Below are 22,252 nucleotides of genomic sequence, written 5' to 3'. Positions count from 1 at the left end.
AGGCCTCCTCCTAATCGGATGTTACAGGGTAAAAGGGATTTTTCCATTCCATCAGCGCGGCATAATTGCGCGATTCCTCATCCTCCAAATAATCCGCCACCACGGTGACGGGAGTCCGGCCGCAGCGCAGGAGGAAGGTAATGACAGGGTCCTTTAATTCGCCTTTAAGCACCGTCTCCAGATACTGCTCCGCCGTCATTTTATCAGCCTGCTTGTGATAACCGGGCATTCTTCCGCCGCCCAACAAGCGTTCCAAGCCCTTGTGCACGACAAGGTCATACATGGACAACATCAGCCATTTGCCCAGTCCCAGCTTGCGGTAGGACGGGCGTACGCTGATATCGACGACATACAGCGTATTCCCCTTGGGATTATGGTTGCGGATATAGCCGTTGTCGGTAACCTCCGCCCAGGAATGCTGCGGTGCGCGCGGGTCAAAGTCGACCAGCAAACCGGTCATCGACCCGGCGATTTCCCCGTCCACTTCGACGCATAGAGCCCCTTCCGGAAACAGCTCAACATGCTTGCTTAGCTGCTTGGTGTTCCACCATAATTCCGCTGGAAACGGCGGGGGAAAGCTTTCCTGCTGAATGCGGATCAAGCCCGGAAAATCCCGCTCCTCATAAGTTCGGATGACCGCCGGAACCGGCCGGTTCCCGTCAAACACATACAGCTCTTTCCGATACATTGCTTGCGCCTCCATACGCGGAAGTGGTCCTCCGCTTATTTCCAGTCGGTGTAGAGATCTGTCCGCCGGTCGCGCCAAGTGGTGACGGAGCCTTTTTCCCGGACCTGGTACAACAATTCCAAATCCAGATCCGCGGTGACAATCATATCGTCGTTGATCTCGCCTTCCACGAGGATACCGCGCGGCGGGAACGGAATATCGTTGGGCGTAATCACCGCCGCCTGCCCGAAATTGGCCCGCATAAAGTCCACCGTCGGCAGCGAGCCGACCGTTCCGGTCGTAACGACGTAAACCTGGTTTTCGACCGCTCTGGCGTGGCTGGTGTAACGGACCCGATGGAATCCGTGACGGTCATCGGTGCACGAAGGGCAGAAAATGACGTCCGCCCCTTTGGCCTTGGCCATCCGGACGATCTCCGGAAATTCGATGTCATAGCAGGTTAACATGGCGATGGTTCCCTTTTCTGTTTCGAATACCTGGAGGCCGTCGCCGGGGGTCATTTTCCATTCGTTCACTTCGGTTGGCGTAATGTGAAGCTTCGGCTGCTCCGCTATTTTTCCGTCCGGATAAAACAGGTGGGCCACGTTATACAGCCGTTCTCCCTCCCGGGTTACATGCGTCCCGCCGATAATATGCATCTGAGTCTGCTTGGCCAATCCGGAAAATAAAGCCCGGTATTGTTTCGTAAAGTCAGGCAGCTCCTGAATCGTTAACGCTTTTCCTTCGCTGTTTCCAATGGACATCAGTTGGGTCGTGAAAAATTCCGGGAACAGCACAAAATCCGCGCCGAACTCCTCGGCGGTTTTGATATAATGCTCGACCTGATGGGCGAAATCTTCGAATGATTTTATCGTATGAAGATGATACTGAACGGCAGATACTCTCAGTTTCATGCGGCTGCTCCTTTCAATTTCATGCATAAAGAATACATTTTAGTTATTCCCTTGCGGCAATATTTCTTAAAATATAAATGTTTCCTGGCTTATCGGCAAGCGGAAATTAATTTAAGTGATTTTAGAAGAGAACAGGACCTCAAGGAGAAATATGGAAGTATAATATAGTAACTATGAAGAGAGTGAAGCAACAAAGCTGATTCACGGATTTGCTGAACAGGTGAATTTCCAATATATCAAGAAATCCGAAGCGCGGGAATTTAAAGATTACTTAAAGACTCCTTATCCGTATGTTGCCGTGTTGGTTGGGATCGCCCTCCCGGTCACTGCGTTCCTGCTCATCCTCCTCTTGCCGTAAGGAAGGCAAGGCTAACGGACCTGGACGCCTTTATTTGCCTGTAAATACGCCGTTTTCATTTCTAACGGACAGGGGAGCCTCTATTTGCTCGAAAAAGGCCGGATATGTGCATGTAGATGCCGAATAAGGTCTGTGGTGTCCGTTACATTTTGAAAACGGTTGTTTTCACCAAAATAACGGCGCTGGGGTCCGTTAGCCCGCCCCACGTACGTCGAATCGTTCTGTCCGGTCTCATGGGTGTTAAAGCCGTCCCGCTTACCCGAACCGCTGTGTTTTGTACCACTTGGTTTTTCGGCCCGTCAGTTTGTCGACAATCATGGAGTAGCAAGCGCGCAGGGAAATCACCAGAAACAGCTGAGAATAAGTGAAATAGGATACGCAGGATAAAATAAAATTTTCCTTCGTGCTTTGTCCAATATCGGTGGACAGCGCCAGGTTGATCTGCAGCACAAAAAGGTAGTACATCAACCCTGACGCAATCATCAGGTGTACATACACATCCCCCGCAAATTGAAACGGCGAAACCACCTCCGGGTTGAATAAAGCGATCGCCCCGTAAGCCAGGTTAACGATGAAGATGATATCCGCGACGATCAAGGCAAGCAAAAACCAGAAATAACTCGCCGCAAAATAGAGCACATGCAGCTTAATGCGCCAGCTTGACCGGTGAAACAAATGATGGATGTTCTCCATCACCACGGAAAAATTCCCCTTCGCCCACCGTGTCCGCTGCTTCAAATACACGCTGAGCTGCTCTGGTTCCTGCTGATAGGCTTCCGCCTGGGGCGCCAGCGCAATGAGCTGTCCCCTCGCCATAATCTCGAACGAAATAGCTGTATCCTCCGTTATCGCCTCTGTATCCCAGCCGCCGATTTCGCGGATCAGATCCGTTTTGATGATGAAATTCGTCCCCGGGATCGTCCCCAGCTTGAACAGCTCCCACAATCCGGTATGATAAATCCGCTGGGCCGTCACCAGCTCGAGATTAATGCATTTGGTCAAAAAATTCTGCCCGCGGTTTCTCGCCTTATTCCGCCCGAAAACTGCTCCATAGGTCTCGGGGTCTTCCAGCGCTTTTTCAACCAAAAAGTATAAAGCGTTCCGCTCAGGCGCTGCGTCGGCATCAAAAATACAGATCCACTCGTTTTTGACAAACTGCAGCGCATCATTAAGCGCTCCCGATTTGCCACCCGTTCCCGTCCGTTCGAAGATCATAAAATCCCGGTCCCGAAACGCGTCCTTATGCTTGAGTGCCTGCAGTTTCCCCGCGGTATCGTCGCTGCAGTTATCGGCAATGACGATAAGCTGGACTTTGTCCTGCGGATAATTCAACCGCAAAATATTTTCCGCTGTGGCGGCGATCACCAACTCTTCATTATGGGCGGGCACCAACACGGTGACCTTAGGAAAGTGCTTCATCTCTTGCGGATCGGGAACAGTCCATTCCTGACGGCTCTGCCTGAAAATAAACCGGACCGCCCCGCACATAATCAGAATCGCCTCAAAGACGGCAGCCCAAATGCTTAGAATGGAAAACACCAATAATAGATCAGCCACTGACTTTCCTCCGGTCATACTTTCGGGTTACGCGGGACCGAAAGACCAGTGTCGCGATAAACAACCCCAGAACCGCAAGGGTGAAAATCAGGCTGACCGCCTTGCATAACGGGATGAACCATGCGGTATAAGACATCTCCTTCTCCTCCTGCTGCCAATCATCCAGAACGAATCGCGATGGGTTCAAATGTATTCCCCGATCAAATCCGTTTCGGTATTGCGTTCGAGCGCGGCAATGACCGCGTCCGCATTTTCATACTTGCTGAACTGCTCCTTATTAAAAACCAGCGCCCCAGCCCGGATTACCAGATTCAGCTTGCGGCCTTTCCGGTTCTCAAATGGAATCTCCGTCAGCGTGTTTTTCATCCGTTCCGTCAGCGCCTTTAAATACGCCTGGTTGGTCATCGGGAGCAAAACGATAAACCTGCCCCGGTCTAACGCAAACTTGTAATCCTCGTAACGGATTTGTTGCTGGATTTCTTTCGACAAAGAAGCGAGCAGCCGGGCATACCCTGGCGAACCGAGGGATTCCTGCACCATCGGCAGAAAATCGATTTTAAACATGGCCAGGCAAAAGTTGTATACGTCCGAATAACGATGAGCCAGGTTGGACTGCTTCACCAGCGTTTCCGCAAAAGCCTCCTTATTGCCGAGAGAAGTATCCGGATCCACTTCCGGATTTCTGCGCTGCAGCTCCTCAAGCCGCTCCATAAGCCGCTTATTGCGGATCAACCCAGCCTTGATAAACGCGGCTGCGGCCGCATTGCCCGGAAGCAGCCACCACCAGGAAAATGACAGCACTCCCGCTTCGGCATAAACCGAAAACCAGACGAAATACGCAACCATATAAACAAAAATAAAAACGGCCGAGACCCCGGCCGGAGCCAGAAAGCCCAGCAACAGAGCGGCCAGACAACCGATACTGAAACCCAGATCGACGATGGCTAACGATTGTTCTCTAAAGACATGAATATACACCAGCAGTTCCTGCAGGATCGCCAACCCGATCAACAGCACGTACCCCCAGACCATGCGCTGGACTAATTTTTTATTCCTCATGTTTACCTCATTGATGTTTCTCATTTGTTTTCTAAGGCATATTCCCCCAACAGTGGAAGCAGGTTATCAAAAATATGTGTATTCCCTGCAAACACGTATCCGCCGGGATATTTTGCATCGCGCCCTTTGAGGGTCAGCATATGCTTGTACAAGGCTTTCGCAAAAGGCCTGTCCCCACGTTTGACAACAAACCTAATGGCAAGGCCGTAAACCGCAGGGGACTCATAATTTACCGCGGCTGTTCGGTCGGCACGCACGTACTGTCCGGACAGCTTCCCCGTTTGCTTGAATTTTTGCTTCAGGAATAGAAGCAGTTGCTTTTGATTTCTTTCCGTTTCCCCGGCATGAATCGCCACCAGCAGCTGGTCGATTAAATTGACGGTTGTTTCATACGTATACTCTCCAGTTACCACGTCAACAGACTTGGGATAAAATATGCCGTCGTCCGGCATGTCCTGCAGCAGGTCATAATACCGGCCGTACGTTGCCTCGTCCAGCATCCCTGCTTGCACAAGCTTTTTCAGCGCCGGCAGATCCACATAGGCGAGAGACAAAGTATCGGGAGCTTCCTCCCTGGAGAAATCGTAGAAATCCGTCAGGAGCCCGTTTTTTTGCGACCGGCTTAACAAGGTTTCCGCTAAAGTTTTGGCCGTCGACTCCCACTCGGGGTGACCCTTCCACGTTCGGGCCCCCTCCAGCAGCGCCCCAATGATTCGTAGATCGTCACCAAGCGCGTTTGTGCTGACTTCCGTACCGCCTTCTGGGGTTAACTTCCACGCAATATAATTTCGATCCGTCATGAAATAACGGGTTAACGTTTCATAACTTTTTTCAAACGCGGTAAGATCATGGCTTTTCAGTGCCGCCTGCATCCAAAGCCCAAGCGACTCGGAGAGCGCCTCCCGCCCCGCCGCCAATTCAGGACTGACCGGTTCTGCCGCCTGCAGATAGGTAGCAAGTGTGCCGTTAGGGTTGGTCAGACTCTTTTTAATAAATCGTTTCGTAGATTCTTCTCCATCTGCATGGGAACGGCATCCCCCCATCCCCAAGGATGCAACTAAAAGTAAAGCAACCACCGCCCACAACACTTTACGCCTGCTTCGCCATTCCAAGCCTTTGACCTCCATTCTGCTGATCCCCCCTGCGCATTGTATCATTTATATCTGAACAAAAACTGTACAAGGGATTAATCAGCGCTTGACAGTCAAGCCGCCAACCGATCGTGGCAAGAAATGCCGGAAGGGCGTTGAAAGCTTGAGGACAGAGAAGGCCAGTGGGGTGGTCGGCAGGATCAACATCCGTTGTCAGGAAGCTTTGCACGATTATCCCATTTGATCAGGAAGCAGAGAAGAAGATAAATTCAGGAGAAGGAGATATGTTTGTGAGAAGCAGACATGTTCGAGATCATTAGAAGGTTTGAGAGAAGGAGATTTAGGAGAAGGGAAGCAGACCCGACGGAAGGGATGGGGCAAGACACCGAAAAAATGAAAAGACCGTGATCTTGCTGCAGCCGCAATATCCCGTACACTAGCCCCTCCCCCCTGCCCCCCCTAAACGAAAGGGATAATCGTGCAAAGCAGCATGCAGGGATACCAAGACACGATCTCGGTTTTGAGCCCAATTTTTTTCAATTTTTACTGAACCTTTTTTAAACTCGGAGCGAATATACGGGTGAGGTCACACTGAAGGAGGAACGGACTTGCAGGGCATAGACCTTACACCATGGCTGCACGGCATCGTTCTCCGGCAGGTGCAGGATTGGAAGCGGAAAATGTGGCGCAAGTTCCGTTTATTTGAACGGCACACCTTGCTGGAAGTCAAGGAGGAGGCTCCCGAGACCGACCGTTACACCTTGATGAACGAAACCGGCGAGAAAATGAGGAAAATCCTTCAACGACTGTCTTACAAGTTACGAGTCGTGATTGTGCTCAGGTACTATCATGTGACGACTTTACTTTAACAGCGCTGCAAGTCGTATATGACATGTTTTTTTGCTTCAAAACTAATTGTTAACTATGTGCTTGCAAGAAGTACAATTAAGTGCTATTGTGAAAGAAAAGAGGGAAAATAAGGAAAAATTGTATCATTATTCGAAATTTTTATAAAGTATTATTTCCACCATTCTCTTTTTTACTTTGTGAATATTTTTGTTTCTTTAGGAGGAGGCACTATGAATATCAATAGTATTAGTAATACAGCAGGTAATGTAATTGGGGGAAAATATAAAAAGAGGGAAATGTCTAATTTTAAAGACAATTTAGATACTGTAATGAAAAATGCCCCGAAGCTTGATACATACATACCTGAAGAGAAATTAAACGGGTTGGATAATAGCGGTGTGTACAATAAAACGAATGATATGATGGAAGCTGTAAACAGATATCTGGGAATAGATAGAGAAGAAAGTGAGTTTGATGTAAGCGTATCAGTTAGTGAAGAGAAGCTTGAAGAGATTACCCAAGAATACTTAAAGTATCCTCAAATTGCAGGAAGTTATGAGGACGCTAAGATTCGGGCAGCACTAGAAGCTTCGGGCAACGCAGTTCGCTGTGAAAATGGTATTTTGACGATTATTGATGGATATATGATTTTCACTTCTTACGATGAAAAAAAGGCAAGTAGTTGGAATAAGTCATTGGATAATAGAGAAGTCTACGAGGATACCTGTAAAAACATATTAAAAAGCGGAAACTCTAAAGATTTGGAACAAGAACAATTTTGGCAAGGAGTATTTCAGATTTTAGATAAAGGCAGTGAGCAGCAGGCAGCTAAAACTGAGTCAACTACTGATTCTAAAGTAGTAGTTAAAGCAGATGGTTCAAGGGTTTTGATGATTACTATCAATGTTAATGGGATGAAAATGACAATGAGCTTAGAAATATCAAAACCAACACAAATGCCTAATAGTGAGGGAGATCAAGAGTCGGATACAACAACGCCTAATGCTGGTAATTTACAAAGTGTAGATTCTGAATTGTAAGTGTATACGCAAAGAGTAATTACTTTGCTAATGCGCCAGACAGTCATTTTTCTGTCTGGCGCTATTTTTTATGAAAATAGTACATAAAAGCCGACTAATGCACGGCGAAAGTCCAGACCATTCGCCTTTTATTGAGTACGATAAATAAACCATTACCTTTAACGAATCGAGGGAGTTTCATGAACGGATCGTATAAAAAACCACGGGTAGAACGAATAACACGATGCTTTGGTCTAACTCCCTTAAAATATAAATGGTTGCCTTCCGTTTATCGAAAACAAGCCGTCATCCGGATCAAAACAAGCCGTGGATACTACGCATTAAAACCTTTTGTTCGGAGTAGGCTATTTAAAACAAGTACGATTCAACAAATAACAATAGCCGCCGAACACATTCAATTTTTGCTGAATACGGGATATGGCCATATGCCAAAAACACTTTATGCAGATACCGGGAAGCTGTGGACTGTGAGGGGAGGAACGCCTTATTACATGACTGAATGGTTACACGGACGAGCTTTGGGGCAATCCGGTGACTATGTCAAGCTCGGCCGGGCTATGGCCGCTCTTCATCAGTCATCGAGCGATGGGCTCCACACTAAGAAAGCGGGTTTATTCACCCTTAACCAAATCCGCTTAATGAAAATGCAGCATCGCCATTTCCTTAGCGACAAGTCCAAAGCCGTGCAAAAAAACGCCAAGTATCGCAGATGGTACAGACAATATTGCAGCGAATGCCAAGGCTTGTCCGAACGATCATGGGCCGAAATAAAGGAAACGGCTGTTGCCGATCTCCTGCAGGATGAAGGCAGCCGCCCAACATTGATACATGGAGACATTACCTCAGCCAACGTGATTATTTCGGATGACGGCCGGCTATACCTCATAGATTGGGATCGGGTAAGGCTCGGCTCGATCTATGTGGAAGTGGCAAAAACCCTGGCCAATACAGCTCAATTCAACCCGGAGTTTATTCAAGCGCTGCTGACGGGCTATGAGGAGATCCGGCCATTAAATCAAACCGAACGGAAATTAATTTCCGCTTTGTTTCGGTTACCCCGCGAAGCTTGGTTGGCGGCTCGTTTTCCTCAGGGCAAGAAATGCAATGAACTGATCGAAAATATGACCATAACCTGGTCGGACCGGCTAAAGGCTGCCCAATGGTTAGAGGAGTGGGCCCGTTTGATAAAGTAATCGCATGGATTCGATTTTTTGGTTCATGTAGGCAATTCCCTCCGCAGGTGCTGCGAGTTTGACTTCTCCCCCCAGCTGCCAGATCAAGTCCACGTAAAAATCCAAGTCCTCCGCCGCTATATTAACGGTTGCCATTCCGCTGCCGTCTTCGTTCTGCTGTATAAAAGGAGCAAACCGGGGATTGGACTCCAATAGCCACACTCCTTTTTTCGTCATCTCCAGTTGAAGGGTCGTCTGTTCCAGCTGGTCTTTATTAGGCTTATCCAATAAAGTCATCAGGCTTATATCTTCTCGGCAAGGAATCATTTCATTCAGCGCAGCGGAGAGAATCCGGTCGGCCCTGAACTGCCTGATGTCTTCTCTATGAAAGCAATACGCGGGACAATACCAATAGCCGGAACTGGCATAGAGGCCGATGGGCTGAATATTCCGCTCCGATACTCCGCCGCTGGATTTGTATTTTACGGTAACTACACTGCGAATCATAATGGCTTGCAGCAGAATTTGAAGAATCTCCGCAGACATCGGGCGATATGGACTCCAGAACATGATCCGGTTCTTGAGCCGGTCGATCTGCTCTTTAATATCGGCAGGCAAGTAATGATAAAACTTGTGAAGCGCAGAATTGGCTCCCTCGCCAAAAGGCAAGGAACCGAAATAATCCAAAGTTTGACCGGCAAAAAACATGGCGAGCGCTTCACCTTCGGTAAAGCTGATGGGCGGCAAAAGTCTTGCTTGAAGAAGCTTGTACCCTCCTCCCCTTCCTTGAACGGAATAAATGGGAATGCCGAGTTCGCTGAGTTCTTGCAAATCCCGCGTAATCGTTCGCGTGGACAGCCCGAATTCATCGGCCAGCTCCCTGACGGTAAAGGATCGTTTGGCGTTGATCCGCATAATCAATTGAATGAGACGCTGTGACTTTTGCAATAACTCCCCCTCATTTCCGTAAATAAGACATAACTTGTCTTGTTTAAATGATATTATCATCCCATAAGTTATCCGAATTGACAACCTTACGAGGAGGATCATAAATAAAATGCAAAAGAATCCGCAAGATAAGACCGGCTTGGTATTCGTCTCTGGAGCAGGCTTGGGAAGCCAAATTTGGAGTAAAGTTGTAGAAGGAATGGAACACCCTTGTTTACTTGTTGAGTACCCTCTGAGGAATAGTCCGGTTGATTTAAGGCGCCGGCTTTCTCTGGAGGATTATGTAACACATATGAAAAAACAAGTGGATGAATGGGGGGGTCGCAAATTCGTGATCGTGGCGCATTCACTTGGGGGAGTTCTTGCTCTCAAGCTTGCTTCCGAACTGAGCGATCGTTTGGCGGGTTTTATCGCTGTTGGGGCGGTAATTCCCAAGAATGGCGGTTCATTTTTGTCCGTAATGCCATTTCCCCAAAAAATAATCATGTCGGCGATCCTGCGAACCATAGGTACGAAACCGCCGGAGTCCGCTATCCGCGCAGGGTTATGCAACGATCTCTCGCCGGATCAAGCCGCGGAAATCGCCCGAGGATTTACCCCCGAAGCCGTACGCGTATATACTGATCGAATCCACGTGTCCGTTCCGGATGTACCAAAACTATATGTGAAGTTAACCCAGGATAAAGAACTCGGTCTGTCCTTGCAAGATCAAATGATCTCAAACCTTTCCCCGCAATCGGTTCGCAGCCTGGAAACCGGGCATCTGCCGATGATGAAGGACCCGGACGGGTTAAGAGCGATCTTGGAAGATTTCCTATAGCCAAAAAAGCTCTTCGAATCCGCCTGTACGCGAGAATCGAAGAGCTTTTCTTAGCGGCTTCTTAGAGCATGCTCGATTCGCTTATCCGGCATGAACCAGATCACGGCAACGAGCACGAAAAAGAAACCGGATATCCAAGGACTCACATACGCAGTCAAAACTGCAGCCAAGTAGAGCAAAGGAGATAACTTCACCTTCCAGTCTTTTCCCAACGTCAAGACGAAGGAGGAATCACTGGAATGCTGGTTAATAATCACACGCTGGAGCAGCCAATACGAAAGCGCCGCTAACAGTAGAATAATCCCGTACAACGCCGTTGGTGTGGCCGCAAAATGGCTTTCCCCCATCCATGCCGTCGTGAACGGCACAAGAGATAACCAGAAGAGAAGCAGCAAATTGAGCCACATCAACCGCCCGTTCATCGTTCGCACCATGTGCAGCAGATGATGATGATTGTTCCAGTAGATGCCGACGTAGACGAAGCTGAAGATATAACTAAGAAGTTTCGGGCCAAGTCCGATTAACGCATACCAATCATGGCCTTCAGGCACTTTGAATTCCAGCACCATAATTGTAATGATAATCGCCAGTACGCCATCGCTAAATGCTTCCATCCGGTTCGCTTTCAGAAGGTTCACCTTTTCTCGCTTTTCGCGTTCTTTTTGCCTGCTCGACATCAGTAACATGGCATAAAATCCTTCATGCTGTCAAGCAAAACGAATTGGGCAGTAGAACGATTGTCAAAAAAGAGAAGAAGCGGACATTTGTCTGGGCATTCCCGGTGCCGGATGCTGCAGGAGCTTATCCGTTGTTAGGAAGAACGCGGCGAGCCGTCACAAACGTCCGATCCCAGGCGCTGCCCGCGAATTTGGAAATCGTAACACCGATGCCAACCCGATACGTGTGCAGCAATTGGCCGTTCCCGATGTAAATACTTACGTGATTAATGACGCCGTCCCGATTCGTATCCGAGAAGACCAAATCGCCTGGTTGCAATTGATCTTTGGACACCGGGGTGCCTACCTTCGCCTGTTGTCGCGACGAACGCGGAAGGTTGATGCCGTTTTGCTTGTACACATATTGAGTAAAAGAGGAGCAATCAAACGCATCGGTTCTTCCCGATTTGGCACCGAAGCGATAAGGAACGCCCATAAATTGTTCCCCTGTGGCGGCAATATTATCCGCAATGGATGTGTTGGACGAAGCCGCCGCAGCTTGGGCAGGCTGGCTCGTTAACGCCACGCTCCCGGAAAAGACGATCGAAAGGCAGAGTCCGGCTCCCAGCAATTTTTTGCCGATCCGGCTTATCTTGAGTTCGTTATGGATTTTCATAATGTCCTCCTTGATTAGTGGGATTGGGGCCCCTACGAAAACCATAACATATATTTTTTAACCAACACTTACCATAGAGGGAGCAAACCCTTGGGCTGCCTATAATCGCGTCTTGTTATTAAACTTTGATTAAATATCAACTAATCGAATCCCCTTTAAATCTATAGCCGCCAAGACAATATAGAAGACGGTCGTCTGGCCTGGGCCAAACGATATTTATATCATATAATTTGATAAAAATTTATTGCAAAACGATAAATCACATGTTAAATTTAAGTCGACATTAACTATGTGAGGTGCTTTTTATGAAACGTGAACAAGGTTCAACGCTGTTTTTAAAAGCTGTTGTTTTCCTGATGGGCATTGTGGTACTGGCTTTATGCCTGTTTGGGGTGCCCGGGATCGCCAATGAATTGATTGAATATTACCCCGCGATGGTTCACTTGCCTATTTTAATTGGTATGTATGGAGCGGCGATCCCGTTTTTCTTTGCGCTGCATCAGACGTTGAAGCTTTTAAGTTATATCGACAAGAACATTGCTTTCTCGGAATCGTCGGTGAAGGCTTTAAAAAATATTAGAAATTGTGCAATCGCCATCAGCATCTTGTATGCGGCAATTCTGCCGATTCTTTATATTATCGCGGAGAAAGATGACGCCCCAGGGCTCGCCGCGCTCGGGTTGGTCATTGTTTTTGCGTCCATCGTGATTGCCGTCTTTGCGGCTGTGCTTCAAAAGCTATTAAGAAATGCCATCGACATAAAATCGGAAAACGATTTAACGATCTGAGGTGAATAACATGGCCGTGATCATCAATATTGACGTAATGCTGGCGAAAAGGAAAATGAGCGTCACGGAACTTTCGGAAAAGGTTGGCATCACGATGGCAAATCTTTCCGTATTGAAAAACGGGAAAGCCAAAGCGATTCGATTTTCCACGTTAGAGGCGATTTGCAAAGCTTTGGATTGTCAGCCCGGAGATATTTTGGAATACAGAAACGATGAAGAGACTCAAGGATCCAATGGATAAATGGGGGGACACTTATGAAAAACCGCTTATGGCATGCCCTGCAGCAGTTGGTCCGCTTCGGCTGGCAGCAAGCGTTGTCCTGCGTATTTCCCGTGGTCATCTTTGCTTCGCTGGCTCTGACGCAGTTCATCCCCCTTCCCTGGCTGCACCGCTACGACTGGCTGTTGATCATCTGCCTGACCATGCAGGTATGGATGCTGCGTTCCGGACTTGAAACCCGCGACGAACTAAAGGTGATCACCGTCTTCCACCTGATCGGTTTGGCTCTGGAAATGTTCAAGGTTCACATGGGGTCCTGGTCTTACCCGGAAGAAGGTTGGACGAAGGTGAACGGGGTCCCCCTCTACAGCGGATTCATGTATGCCAGCGTCGCCAGCTACCTGTGTCAGGCCTGGCGGCGTCTGAAGGTTGATCTGGTTCGCTTTCCGCCGCTCTGGCTGGCCATCCCGCTCGCCGCTTCCATCTATCTGAATTTCTTCACCCACCATTATTGGATCGACGTTCGCTGGTGGTTGTCGGCGTTGGTGCTGATCGTATTTTGGCGAACCTGGGTGACCTATGAGGTTGGGCGCCATCGCTACCGGATGCCGCTAACCCTCTCCTTCGTGCTGATCGGCTTCTTTATTTGGATTGCGGAGAATGTCGCCACTCTCTTTAGCGCGTGGAAATACCCGAATCAATCCGGCGCCTGGCACCTTGTCCATGTCGGCAAGATCAGTTCCTGGCTTCTCCTCGTCATCATCAGCTTTCTGATCGTCGCCGCATTGAAGCAAGTCAAGGAGCAGCGGCCCGCGATTGGCAAGGATTAACAGTCCTCACCCAAAGCGAAGTCAACAGCAGCCTCTGCATGAAGTCTTGTTGTGTCGTAGAGAGGGATCCCGCAGTTCTCTTGGGAAATGAGTAAGGTTATTTCGGTGCACCCAAGAATAATAGCTTCAGCTCCCTGCTGACTAAGCTTATTTATGATCCTTAGATAGGATTGCCTAGATTCATCATTAATGATTCCAAGACACAGTTCCTGATAGATGATGTCATGAATGATCATTCTATCTGCTTCGCCCGGGACCATAACATCGAGTCCGAACTTATCAATAAGCCTGCCTTTGTAGAAATCTTGTTCCATCGTGAAGGCTGTACCCAATAGCGCGACTTTCTTAAATCCATCCTTAACAATTTCTTTTGCTGTTGAATCTGCGATATGAACCAGTGGAATAGTGACCGCTTCTTCCACTTCCTTTGCCATCTTGTGCATAGTATTGGTACATATAACGATGAAATCAGCCCCGCCGGATTCCAACTGATGTGCAGAATCAATCATTATTTTTGTGGCTTCATTCCATTTCCCTTGATATTGAAGATTTTTGATCTCATCAAAATCTACCGAATACATGAGACTTTTTGCGGAATGATGTCCTCCTAGCTTCTCATTTACCCGTTGGTTAATGATTTGGTAATACAACAACGAGGACTCCCAACTCATCCCACCGATTAGGCCTATTGTTTTCATGAGATACACACCTCCAAGGGGACTTTCACTATATCTTCCTATAAATATTGTTCAACTTCAATCATTTTCTCCCCGCTCATGCTCGTCCCGATTAAAATTTTGACCACCTGAATACCGGCCTCAACATCTTGCGCATCCAATAAGCGATGATCGTCCCTGGGCTCCATGAACTGGGATTCTGCAAGTACTCCTTGTATTGATCGTTGATGATATAAGTCCGAGTGGAAGTGGGGTTCTTCAGCCCAAACTTTTCCCACATCGCCGGATCATTCGAACCTTCGAGCTTTGCGAGCATGTTCGCCGACTCTCTATTTATTTTAGCCGGAATTTGCTCGTAGGCTTGAATGATTTGCGCATGAAATTCGTCGATCGGATTGCGATTAACAAGGCTCGTCAAATGGATGCCTTCGCGAATATAAGAAACGTATGCCAGATGGTCAGCCCAGAACTTGTCGATATAATAAAGCCGTACCCGCTGCTCCGAAGGACTCATCGGCGTCTTGCCTTGCAAAATTCCGAGCCTCTCCTCGTATAGCATGCGCCTCTGTTCCTCCACCATATCCGAATAACAGTTCAGTTCCTGGTGGATATCGAAGTTTTGGCCCATAATAACGCGCTGAATATGCTCGATTTTGCTGCGGAGCACCGACTCCTCCAGAGCATCATCCTGCCTGAGATCGCGATAGGAGGGTGGAATCGCTTTATCGATGCCGAACCGAAGCAATAACTCATCCTCCAAGCTTACGAAAAATACGGAAGCTCCCGGGTCGCCTTGGCGGCCGGATCGTCCGCGCAGCTGGTTGTCGATCCGCACGCTTTGGTGCATATGCGTACCAATCACGTACAACCCGCCCAGCTTGGCGACAACTTCCGCTTGCGTGGGGTTGCCGCCGCCGAGCCGAATGTCAACGCCGCGTCCCGCCATATTCGTAGACACCGTTACGGCGCCGATTTCTCCCGCTTTGGCAATGAGCTCGGCTTCTTTTGCATCATTTTTTGCATTCAGAACCTGGCAAGGTATGCCGCGGGCCGCTAGCGCCTCCGCCAGCATGTCAGACTCCTCGACGCTTGACGTACCAATGAGGATTGGGCGGCCCGCCCTATGGACGGACGAGATTTCTTGGACAAGCGCCTTAAATTTGGCTTCCTTATGAGTATAAATCCGATGCGGATGGTCGATCCGTATGTTTGGCCGGTTGGACGGGATTTGCACGACCTGCAGCGCATAAATTGCTTCGAACTCCATTGCGGAAGCTTGTGCGGTCGCCGTCATTCCGCAAATCTTTGGATATAGGCTAAGGAAGTGCTGAAGGGTAATCGTACCGAGAATTTTCCCTCCGGCCTTCAGTTGCAGCCCTTCTTTGGCCGCAAGCGCGGCTTGCAGCCCCTCCGGCAAATGCCTGTTCTCCGCCACCCGACCGGTATATTCGTCGATCAGCTCGATTTTTCCGTCCCGGACGATGTAATCGACGTCTTTTTTCAATAACAATTCCGCATGCAGCGCGCAATTTAACGACATTAACAAATGACTATTATGGCTTTCGTACAAATTGCCGCATCCCAGCAGCGCTTCCACTTTCGCTGATCCCGCTTCATTCAAATAAACATTCCGCTGGAACTCGTCGAAGTCGTAATGCTCATCTTGTTCGAGTTGCCTAGCCACTTCTGCGAAACCAATGCCGTCGCTCTTGGAAGAGCCCGGCTCGCCGGCAATGACCAGCGGCACCCGCGCTTCGTCGAGAAGCAGTGAATCCGCTTCGTCAACGATGACGTAGTGGAAAGGACGATGCACGGTATCGGCTTCATCCAGTGCGATCGTGTCGCGCAAATAATCGAATCCCGCCTCTTTGGCCGTAACATAGGTGATATCCGCAGCGTACGCTTCCCGTTTCTCGGACAAGCTCATGCCCGCTTGAACCGATTTTACCATTAACCCGAGGAAACGATAGATCGGGCCCATCCACTCGGCATCTCGATTTGCCAAATAATCGTTAAAAGTCAGCACATGAACGCCTTCGCCGGTTAGCGCATTTAGATAAGCAGGCATCACCGCAGAGAGCGTTTTTCCTTCGCCGGTATGCTGCTCGATCAGAAACCCCTCATGCAGGGCGATAGCAGCCATGATCTGGACATCGTAAGGCTGTAACCCGAGCTTTCTCTTCGCCGCCTCGCAGACTAGCGCATAGGCATCGATAAGCAGCTCGTCCAAAGGCGCCCCCGATTTTGCTTCTTTTTGCAGCCGGAGGGATTCCGCTTGAAGCTGCCCATCGTCCCATGCTTCCAAATTCCGCTTCCTGATGAGCTCCGCTTTGTCCCGATAGCCTTTCAGCTTAAGCCGGTTATCGCGGTCTCTCCATTCTCGCATCCACTTGACGGCTATATTCATCAGAATTTGATCCCTCCTTCCTACTCGTCCTTTAACCGTCGTTGATACAAAACAATAGACACAATCGTTAATACAACCGTCCAGGCCAAAATAATGAGCAGGGGTTTTAATAAGTCTCCCGTCGTAAAGCCTATATGGGGTATATCCAGCAAACGCACAAGTTGAATGTTTGGTGCATATTCCAGCACTTTGAAAATCGGAAAATCATCCGCCAGTAACATTCCTCCATACGGTACCCCGGTGAATACGATCGATACAACAATTATAGATAAAGACGCATCAAGTAACGTCTTGGAGAATAAACCGCATATCGTACCAGCAGCGGTGTATAAAATTATTGAAAAAATGATTGCTGTCACAAACGCCCCTATACTGGCTGGTTTATAGCCCATTATATACGTAGCAATAGCCAGAACAACAGCAGACATGACAAAGACTAAAGCACTTTTGCCGATTAAAACATCTAAGGTTGTGGCTGGAGTCATCATTAATGATCGTAAGGTGTTACGCTCCTTTTCTTCCGCAATCAAGCATGCTTGTGCAAAACTCGTTAGTATCACAAACGATAAATTAAGAACAAGACCGATAGCTCCGGGCAGCAACGGGCCTGCACCTCGGAAGGGAAACGCGAAGATAATTGGAAAAATCAGCATAATAGAGACCGCATAATTGCGCGAAAACTCTTTGTAGTCCTTCACAAATATCGCTCGGACACGTTTTAATGAGATACTCATAGTAACTCACTTCCTGTCATTTTAATGAAGATATCACCCAGACTTGGCTCTTTCGTTGCCAATCGATCAATGAACCCTCGTTTCATCCAATCGGCGATTTGCTCGGCCGTTCCCTCATCGATGGGAAGCTCGTAGGCTTCCCCAGTGATTAACTCAACACAAATTACGTTTTCCCGATGCTGTTTTTTAAGTTCCTTGGGCGAGCCGATGGCTTGAATTTGCCCTTGATACAAAATCGCTACACGGTTACATAGCAATTCTGCCTCAGCCATATCATGCGTAGTTAAAAAAATCGTTGTCCCTTTCTCATTTAAATAGCGTAAGCCTTTATAAATATGAGCCGAGTTTACCGGATCCAAAGCCGAAGTAGGCTCATCCAAAAATAATAATTCCGGTTCATGAATCACCGCGCATGCCAACATGACGCGCTGGCGCATCCCTCTCGATAAGCGGTTGACTTTCTTTTTGCGCTCTCCGCTTAGGTTTACGAACTGCAGGACCTTGTCGATCGAAGATTTAGGAAGATCATATAACTTACGATACAGCTCCAGATTTTCCTCTATCGTTAATCTCTCATATAGACCGCTGTTATCCGTCAAAATGCCAAAGCGCATCTTCTGCGCTGACTGCTGCATCATCTCCGCCGGCTGGTTAAACACACTGGCCTGTCCGCTTGTTGGATTTAATTGCGCCGTTAAAATCTTGATTAATGTCGTTTTTCCCGAACCACTCGGACCCAGAAAACCAAAAATTTCTCCTGCCGGAATGGAAAAGGACACGTCTGATAACGCATCCTTATTCCCAAATCTCTTTCGAATATGTTCTACTTGGATCACATCCATGAACACCACTTCCTTAGCGTTGATGCCTTAAGCATATAAAGATTGCCTGCTTCCAGCCATCAAAACCCGCCGAAATGTAGCTGTTATCGCCTGAATGGTACCACGGAATGCTTGACCTGTTCGATATTGCCCCGGAAATAGCATACGCTTACGAAAGTTATGTTTGCTTCGCAAACATTTTAAATCTTAAGAAGTACTTTTAATTCATGCAATTTTGAACGAGATAACGGAACTACGGCATCTTTACCTGTATTTAATCGCAAGCTGTAGCTATTTTTCGTCCATGTAATAATCTCTCTTACTTTTTGCAAGTTAACGATATAGGATCGATGACACCTAAAAAATCCGAAATTCAACAATCTCTGCTCGAGCCCGGTTAGCGTCAAAGCACAGACATAATTTTCTCCACCCACATGAACAAGGATCGAACCATCCATACTTTCTATGTAATCGACTTCAGGCGGATCAAATAAAATCACTTTGTCATTTCTTTTCGTATAAATCTTCTGCAAGGTTATGTTGGCCCGATCTTGTTCCGGCACTTCCTGCTTATCCTCTTCCGAGTCCCGAATATCCAGTGGATGAAGTCCGAATTCGTTCAATCGATAAATGGCATCACAGGAAATCATGGCATCCTCTAAATTCGAGGTTAAAATTAAAAGCTGCTTCTCTTTCGAAAGGTCATCTAAAATCCGTTTAAATTGACGACGATCTTCTTCTTCCAAGTAAAAATAGGGTTCCTCCAGTACAAGAGTAGGCTGATGCGCAAAAAAGGCACGCAGCAATGTCACATACATCCTTTTCGATGAGCTTAGATCCTTAATTTTTACCTTTCGTTCTTCTTTTAAAGCAAAATAATCCATTAAGAAAGCGGCACGCTCATTCCGCTCCGTTACTTTGATTAGAAAAGTGATTAGCTCTTCCACCGTTAAGCGCATATACTCGTTTTGCCCAGCTCGAAACAAATAATATTGGGAATGATCCGCTAATTGATTCATTAAAAGCTGCTTGCGCTTCAAGTCCGTTATAATGCCAATCGCTTGGTTCGATGTCATATTTAATTCGATCTTTGGCAGGATTAACTTCCCATTATAATAGATTGGTTGAAATTGCATGCCGGTCCTCCAGGTCATTGCCGCATAGGATATATATAACAATTATAATGTTGGGATACTTTTTTGTCCTTAACACATGGTTTGGAAATTCGCTTATATCCATACTTACGATTTCGCCAGTAGCATCAAGGGATGACGTTCCGCACACGCTCTATCGGCGAATTTTATCGCAAAATAAAAGACACCCAAACGGGTGCCTTACTTAAGTTTTTCAACAATGTATTTCTTTCTAATACTTACCCCACTCTTTTACTTACCGATATTAAACCAACCTGGTGCCGTCTGAATAACATTCCAAAGTTTTTCTGGAATTTGAAGCTGGTCGAGTTTTGAAACATTTATTTCGGTAGCGACCTCGGCTTCACGTCCATTTGTCACCTTTTCAACCCAATCGGGGTTCATAATTAACGCATGTCCAATGGCGAATAATGGTAGTCCTGATTCCATAGCTTTTAGAGCATCATCTGGTGTTAGCATGGAACCAGCCGCTAACACAGGTACCTTACCGTTTGCTCTTTCAAGAATCAATTCAAGCCTTGTTTTCTCATCTTGACTATCGACTGGCTTGGAAGCCACATGATCTAATGAAGCATGAATATAGTCCAAATTTTGTTCGACAAGGAAATCAATTAATTCATAAGTGTCTTTCATTCGTAATCCGTCCACTTTGGAGGATTCTTCAGGGGACAATCGATACCCTAACAGGAATGGTTTCGTAGCGTGCTTTTCGATTACCTTTTTGATTTCCTCAATAATTGCCAATGGGAAACGCAGTCGATTCTCAAGACTTCCACCCCATTGGTCTGTTCGTTTATTGGTTGCTGGAGACCAGAAATTTTGGATTAAGAACCCATGAGCCCCATGAATTTCAACACCATCAAATCCTGCTTCAATCGCTCTTCTCGTTGTGTCGCCAAAAGCACGTATAATCGACAGGATTTCCTCATGTGATAGCTCTCTTGTTTCTACACCTGGGCCAAATGGGGTAGGATCAGATTGAAATTCACTCGCACTAACTACATCCAATCCTGGCAAGGCTTTATCGCCTGCATGAAAAATCTGCAGTAAAGCAGGGGCTCCTCCACTTTTGGCGGCTTCCGCTAATTTCCGTAGACTTGGAACAAATTCATCGCTGTATCCAGCAAATTCATTCGTAAATCCTTGCCCATTAGGTAAAACATGAGTACAACCAGTAATGACGAGCCCTACTCCATTTACTCGCTGTTTGTAATATTTCACCTCTTCATCGGAAATGGTAAGGTCATCATTGCTTGACCATGTGGTCATCGGTGACATAACGACTTTATTCTTGATTGTTATTCCGCTTTTGAACGTAAAGGATTCAAAGAACTTACTGTATTTTTGATTCATTTCTATTACCTCTCAATCTCTTATTTTGTTGCAAGTTCTGACCTAAGTGTAACTTGTTGACGTTAGGGTAAGTCAAACATAAAATTTTCATACAAAAAAGCCTAATTAATTGGATATTTAGAACCCTTTATGATATCATTCCAGTTGCAGTAACTGTAGCTAAAGGCAGGGAGGGTAAACTGTTGTTTTCAATGAAATATGTAGTGGACAACTTTAACATAACGGCTAAGACACTTCGATTTTATGAAGAACAAGGAATATTGGAAAATGTATCTCGTGATGAAAATGGTCGAAGAGTTTATTCCGAACAAGATATAGATTGGATTTCTTTTATTCGTTGTCTCAGAGAGACAGGGATGTCTCTTGCTAAGATAAAAGAATATAAGGATCTTTTTAGGGTAGGCAATTCTACCTTCTTGCAAAGGCAAGAAATGCTGGTGAAGCATAAATTGGAAGTGCAGAAGAAAATTGAAGAAGACTTGAGGTACTTGGAGGAAATTAACTATAAAATAGCCATGTATGAACTTCAGAAAGAACAAGTTGAGAATAATCCAAACCATATCTTCAAATGCCACGGTCTTGAATAATAAGTGTAAATTAATGTACCTACGCTAACGGAGTCAAGCGCCGGTTTCTAGGTTAAGCCTAATTAGGTCGACTTAAAGATATGCCTAGTCCCAAACTCGATACCACACCTCCTAAACTGAACCTGGCAGAGGGCTGGGATGAATTTGTTCCCGAGCTCGCCGTGACCGAAACCGACCATATCGTCTCCAAAAAACAGTGGGGGGCTTTTCACGGAACAGACCTTGATCTGCAGCTGCGCCGACGGAACATTGATACAATCGTATTATGCGGTATAGCCTCCGGGATCGGTGTAGATACAACCGCCAGAGAAGCCTTTCAACACGGCTATCATATCATTTTCGCGATCGACGCCATGACTGGATTTACTAAGTCCGAGCATGAGCATGTACGGGATGTTATTTTCCCGAGAATTGGGCGGATTCGCACAACGGAAGAGATTTTAAAAGGGGTTTAGTTAATGCGAAAGGAGCTTGCCGCAGGCAGCTCCTTTCGCTATTAAGACCGTATATTTTCGATTCTTCTCAATTCAACGTATCATCCAGCATAGCGTCAATGACTTTCAATACCCTCTTTTGCTCATTTTCACTTCTGCCTCGGAGCCTGTCCACAATTTCTGCAAGTGTAAACTCACTCTTCTCCCCGCTTACAGGCTGGACATAATTAAAGAACTCCACCATCGAAAGGTTGAGCGCCTTCGTAATTTTAGCCAGTACCACGACGGAACATACTTTTTCGGCACGCTCCAGTTTACCAATGTAAGTTTCATGTATTTCAGCTTTATTTGCAAGTTCCTCCTGGCTTAGTCCAAGTAGCTTTCGGAAGTGCCGAATGCCTTCTCCCACCATCTTCATCAAATCACTCACAGCGATCACC

General features: G+C 47.0%; 24 protein-coding genes and 1 pseudogene. 9 read left to right on the top strand and 16 right to left on the bottom strand.

The window, feature by feature from the left end; translation table 11 throughout:
* Positions 1-10: 10 nt before the first annotated feature.
* From ACLD72_RS28710 to ACLD72_RS28685, 6 genes are all read right to left on the bottom strand, one after another.
* Positions 11-688 (bottom strand): GNAT family N-acetyltransferase, encoded by a 678-nt coding sequence (locus tag ACLD72_RS28710; RefSeq protein WP_411002439.1) that lies wholly within the window; start codon positions 686-688, stop codon positions 11-13.
* Between the two features lie 35 nt (positions 689-723).
* The gene (locus ACLD72_RS28705; RefSeq protein ID WP_411002420.1) at positions 724-1,581 is read right to left on the bottom strand and encodes a carbon-nitrogen hydrolase family protein; all 858 of its coding nucleotides are present in this window, start codon (positions 1,579-1,581) and stop codon (positions 724-726) included.
* A 613-nt stretch (positions 1,582-2,194) separates the two neighbouring features.
* On the bottom strand, positions 2,195-3,496 hold the full coding sequence (locus ACLD72_RS28700) for a glycosyltransferase (RefSeq protein WP_411002419.1): 1,302 nt from the start codon (positions 3,494-3,496) through the stop codon (positions 2,195-2,197).
* Positions 3,489-3,683 (bottom strand): hypothetical protein, encoded by a 195-nt coding sequence (locus tag ACLD72_RS28695; RefSeq protein ID WP_458476376.1) that lies wholly within the window; start codon positions 3,681-3,683, stop codon positions 3,489-3,491. The genes ACLD72_RS28700 and ACLD72_RS28695 overlap by 8 nt, the downstream gene beginning before the upstream one ends.
* The gene (locus tag ACLD72_RS28690) at positions 3,680-4,555 is read right to left on the bottom strand and encodes a GGDEF domain-containing protein (protein WP_411002418.1); all 876 of its coding nucleotides are present in this window, start codon (positions 4,553-4,555) and stop codon (positions 3,680-3,682) included. Before ACLD72_RS28690 ends, ACLD72_RS28695 begins: the two co-directional genes overlap by 4 nt.
* Positions 4,556-4,575: 20 nt before the next feature.
* On the bottom strand, positions 4,576-5,682 hold the full coding sequence (locus tag ACLD72_RS28685) for a glycosyl hydrolase (RefSeq protein WP_411002417.1): 1,107 nt from the start codon (positions 5,680-5,682) through the stop codon (positions 4,576-4,578).
* 572 nt (positions 5,683-6,254) lie between these two features.
* Between ACLD72_RS28685 and ACLD72_RS28680 the strand changes: the two genes are divergently transcribed.
* The 3 genes from ACLD72_RS28680 (at position 6,255) to ACLD72_RS28670 (ending at position 8,728) form a co-directional block, all read left to right on the top strand.
* A complete protein-coding gene (locus tag ACLD72_RS28680) occupies positions 6,255-6,515 on the top strand; it encodes a hypothetical protein (RefSeq protein WP_411002416.1) in 261 nt (86 codons plus the stop codon).
* 210 nt (positions 6,516-6,725) lie between these two features.
* Entirely contained in the window at positions 6,726-7,535 is an 810-nt protein-coding gene (locus ACLD72_RS28675) for a hypothetical protein (protein ID WP_411002415.1), read from the top strand.
* Between the two features lie 179 nt (positions 7,536-7,714).
* Complete coding sequence (locus ACLD72_RS28670; protein ID WP_411002414.1) at positions 7,715-8,728, top strand: phosphotransferase; 1,014 nt, start codon at positions 7,715-7,717, stop codon at positions 8,726-8,728.
* Here ACLD72_RS28670 and ACLD72_RS28665 read toward each other — a convergent pair.
* Positions 8,699-9,655 (bottom strand): helix-turn-helix transcriptional regulator, encoded by a 957-nt coding sequence (locus tag ACLD72_RS28665; RefSeq protein ID WP_411002413.1) that lies wholly within the window; start codon positions 9,653-9,655, stop codon positions 8,699-8,701. The two genes, ACLD72_RS28670 and ACLD72_RS28665, sit on opposite strands and share 30 nt — an antisense overlap.
* A 109-nt stretch (positions 9,656-9,764) precedes the next feature.
* On the opposite strand from ACLD72_RS28665, the gene ACLD72_RS28660 reads away from it, so the two are divergent.
* The gene (locus ACLD72_RS28660) at positions 9,765-10,475 is read left to right on the top strand and encodes an alpha/beta fold hydrolase (RefSeq protein ID WP_411002412.1); all 711 of its coding nucleotides are present in this window, start codon (positions 9,765-9,767) and stop codon (positions 10,473-10,475) included.
* Between the two features lie 50 nt (positions 10,476-10,525).
* Here the strand turns inward: ACLD72_RS28660 and ACLD72_RS28655 are convergent, their stop codons facing one another.
* Entirely contained in the window at positions 10,526-11,104 is a 579-nt protein-coding gene (locus tag ACLD72_RS28655; RefSeq protein WP_411002438.1) for a TMEM175 family protein, read from the bottom strand.
* 172 nt (positions 11,105-11,276) lie between these two features.
* On the bottom strand, positions 11,277-11,807 hold the full coding sequence (locus tag ACLD72_RS28650; protein ID WP_458476365.1) for a C40 family peptidase: 531 nt from the start codon (positions 11,805-11,807) through the stop codon (positions 11,277-11,279).
* Positions 11,808-12,112: 305 nt separating this feature from the next.
* Between ACLD72_RS28650 and ACLD72_RS28645 the strand changes: the two genes are divergently transcribed.
* From ACLD72_RS28645 to ACLD72_RS28635, 3 genes are read left to right on the top strand one after another with little or no spacing between them, the layout of a single operon-like run.
* Complete coding sequence (locus ACLD72_RS28645; protein WP_411002410.1) at positions 12,113-12,595, top strand: DUF2975 domain-containing protein; 483 nt, start codon at positions 12,113-12,115, stop codon at positions 12,593-12,595.
* Positions 12,596-12,605: 10 nt separating this feature from the next.
* Positions 12,606-12,836: a helix-turn-helix domain-containing protein gene (locus ACLD72_RS28640; RefSeq protein WP_036627271.1), complete on the top strand. Its 231-nt coding sequence runs from the start codon at positions 12,606-12,608 to the stop codon at positions 12,834-12,836.
* A 14-nt stretch (positions 12,837-12,850) separates the two neighbouring features.
* Entirely contained in the window at positions 12,851-13,645 is a 795-nt protein-coding gene (locus ACLD72_RS28635) for a DUF817 domain-containing protein (RefSeq protein WP_411002409.1), read from the top strand.
* Here ACLD72_RS28635 and ACLD72_RS28630 read toward each other — a convergent pair.
* The 6 genes from ACLD72_RS28630 to ACLD72_RS28605 form a co-directional block, all read right to left on the bottom strand.
* Positions 13,642-14,343 (bottom strand): aspartate/glutamate racemase family protein, encoded by a 702-nt coding sequence (locus ACLD72_RS28630; RefSeq protein ID WP_411002408.1) that lies wholly within the window; start codon positions 14,341-14,343, stop codon positions 13,642-13,644. The genes ACLD72_RS28635 and ACLD72_RS28630 overlap by 4 nt on opposite strands.
* A 91-nt stretch (positions 14,344-14,434) precedes the next feature.
* Positions 14,435-16,729 carry a preprotein translocase subunit SecA gene (locus ACLD72_RS28625; protein WP_411002407.1) on the bottom strand — a complete coding sequence of 765 codons (2,295 nt, stop codon included), beginning with the start codon at positions 16,727-16,729 and terminating at the stop codon, positions 14,435-14,437.
* A gap of 20 nt (positions 16,730-16,749) precedes the next feature.
* Entirely contained in the window at positions 16,750-17,463 is a 714-nt protein-coding gene (locus ACLD72_RS28620; RefSeq protein WP_411002406.1) for an ABC transporter permease subunit, read from the bottom strand.
* A complete protein-coding gene (locus ACLD72_RS28615) occupies positions 17,460-18,305 on the bottom strand; it encodes an ATP-binding cassette domain-containing protein (RefSeq protein ID WP_411002405.1) in 846 nt (281 codons plus the stop codon). The genes ACLD72_RS28620 and ACLD72_RS28615 overlap by 4 nt, the downstream gene beginning before the upstream one ends.
* Before the next feature lie 179 nt (positions 18,306-18,484).
* Complete coding sequence (locus ACLD72_RS28610; protein WP_411002404.1) at positions 18,485-19,420, bottom strand: LytTR family transcriptional regulator DNA-binding domain-containing protein; 936 nt, start codon at positions 19,418-19,420, stop codon at positions 18,485-18,487.
* Between the two features lie 249 nt (positions 19,421-19,669).
* The gene (locus ACLD72_RS28605) at positions 19,670-20,791 is read right to left on the bottom strand and encodes an NADH-dependent flavin oxidoreductase (protein ID WP_411002403.1); all 1,122 of its coding nucleotides are present in this window, start codon (positions 20,789-20,791) and stop codon (positions 19,670-19,672) included.
* 191 nt (positions 20,792-20,982) lie between these two features.
* Here ACLD72_RS28605 and ACLD72_RS28600 point away from each other — a divergent pair, with 191 nt between their 5' ends.
* On the top strand, positions 20,983-21,378 hold the full coding sequence (locus tag ACLD72_RS28600; RefSeq protein WP_411002436.1) for a MerR family transcriptional regulator: 396 nt from the start codon (positions 20,983-20,985) through the stop codon (positions 21,376-21,378).
* 74 nt (positions 21,379-21,452) lie between these two features.
* Positions 21,453-21,833, top strand: a pseudogene (locus tag ACLD72_RS28595) (isochorismatase family protein); the annotation flags it as partial.
* A gap of 67 nt (positions 21,834-21,900) precedes the next feature.
* On the opposite strand, the gene ACLD72_RS28590 reads toward ACLD72_RS28595, so the two are convergent.
* Positions 21,901-22,242, bottom strand: a complete 342-nt coding sequence (locus tag ACLD72_RS28590; protein WP_411002402.1) for a helix-turn-helix domain-containing protein — start codon at positions 22,240-22,242, stop codon at positions 21,901-21,903.
* Between the last annotated feature and the right edge of the window lie 10 nt (positions 22,243-22,252).

Source organism: Paenibacillus lacisediminis (genome assembly GCF_046567315.2).
This window is presented reverse-complemented; position numbering and strand designations above follow the sequence as displayed.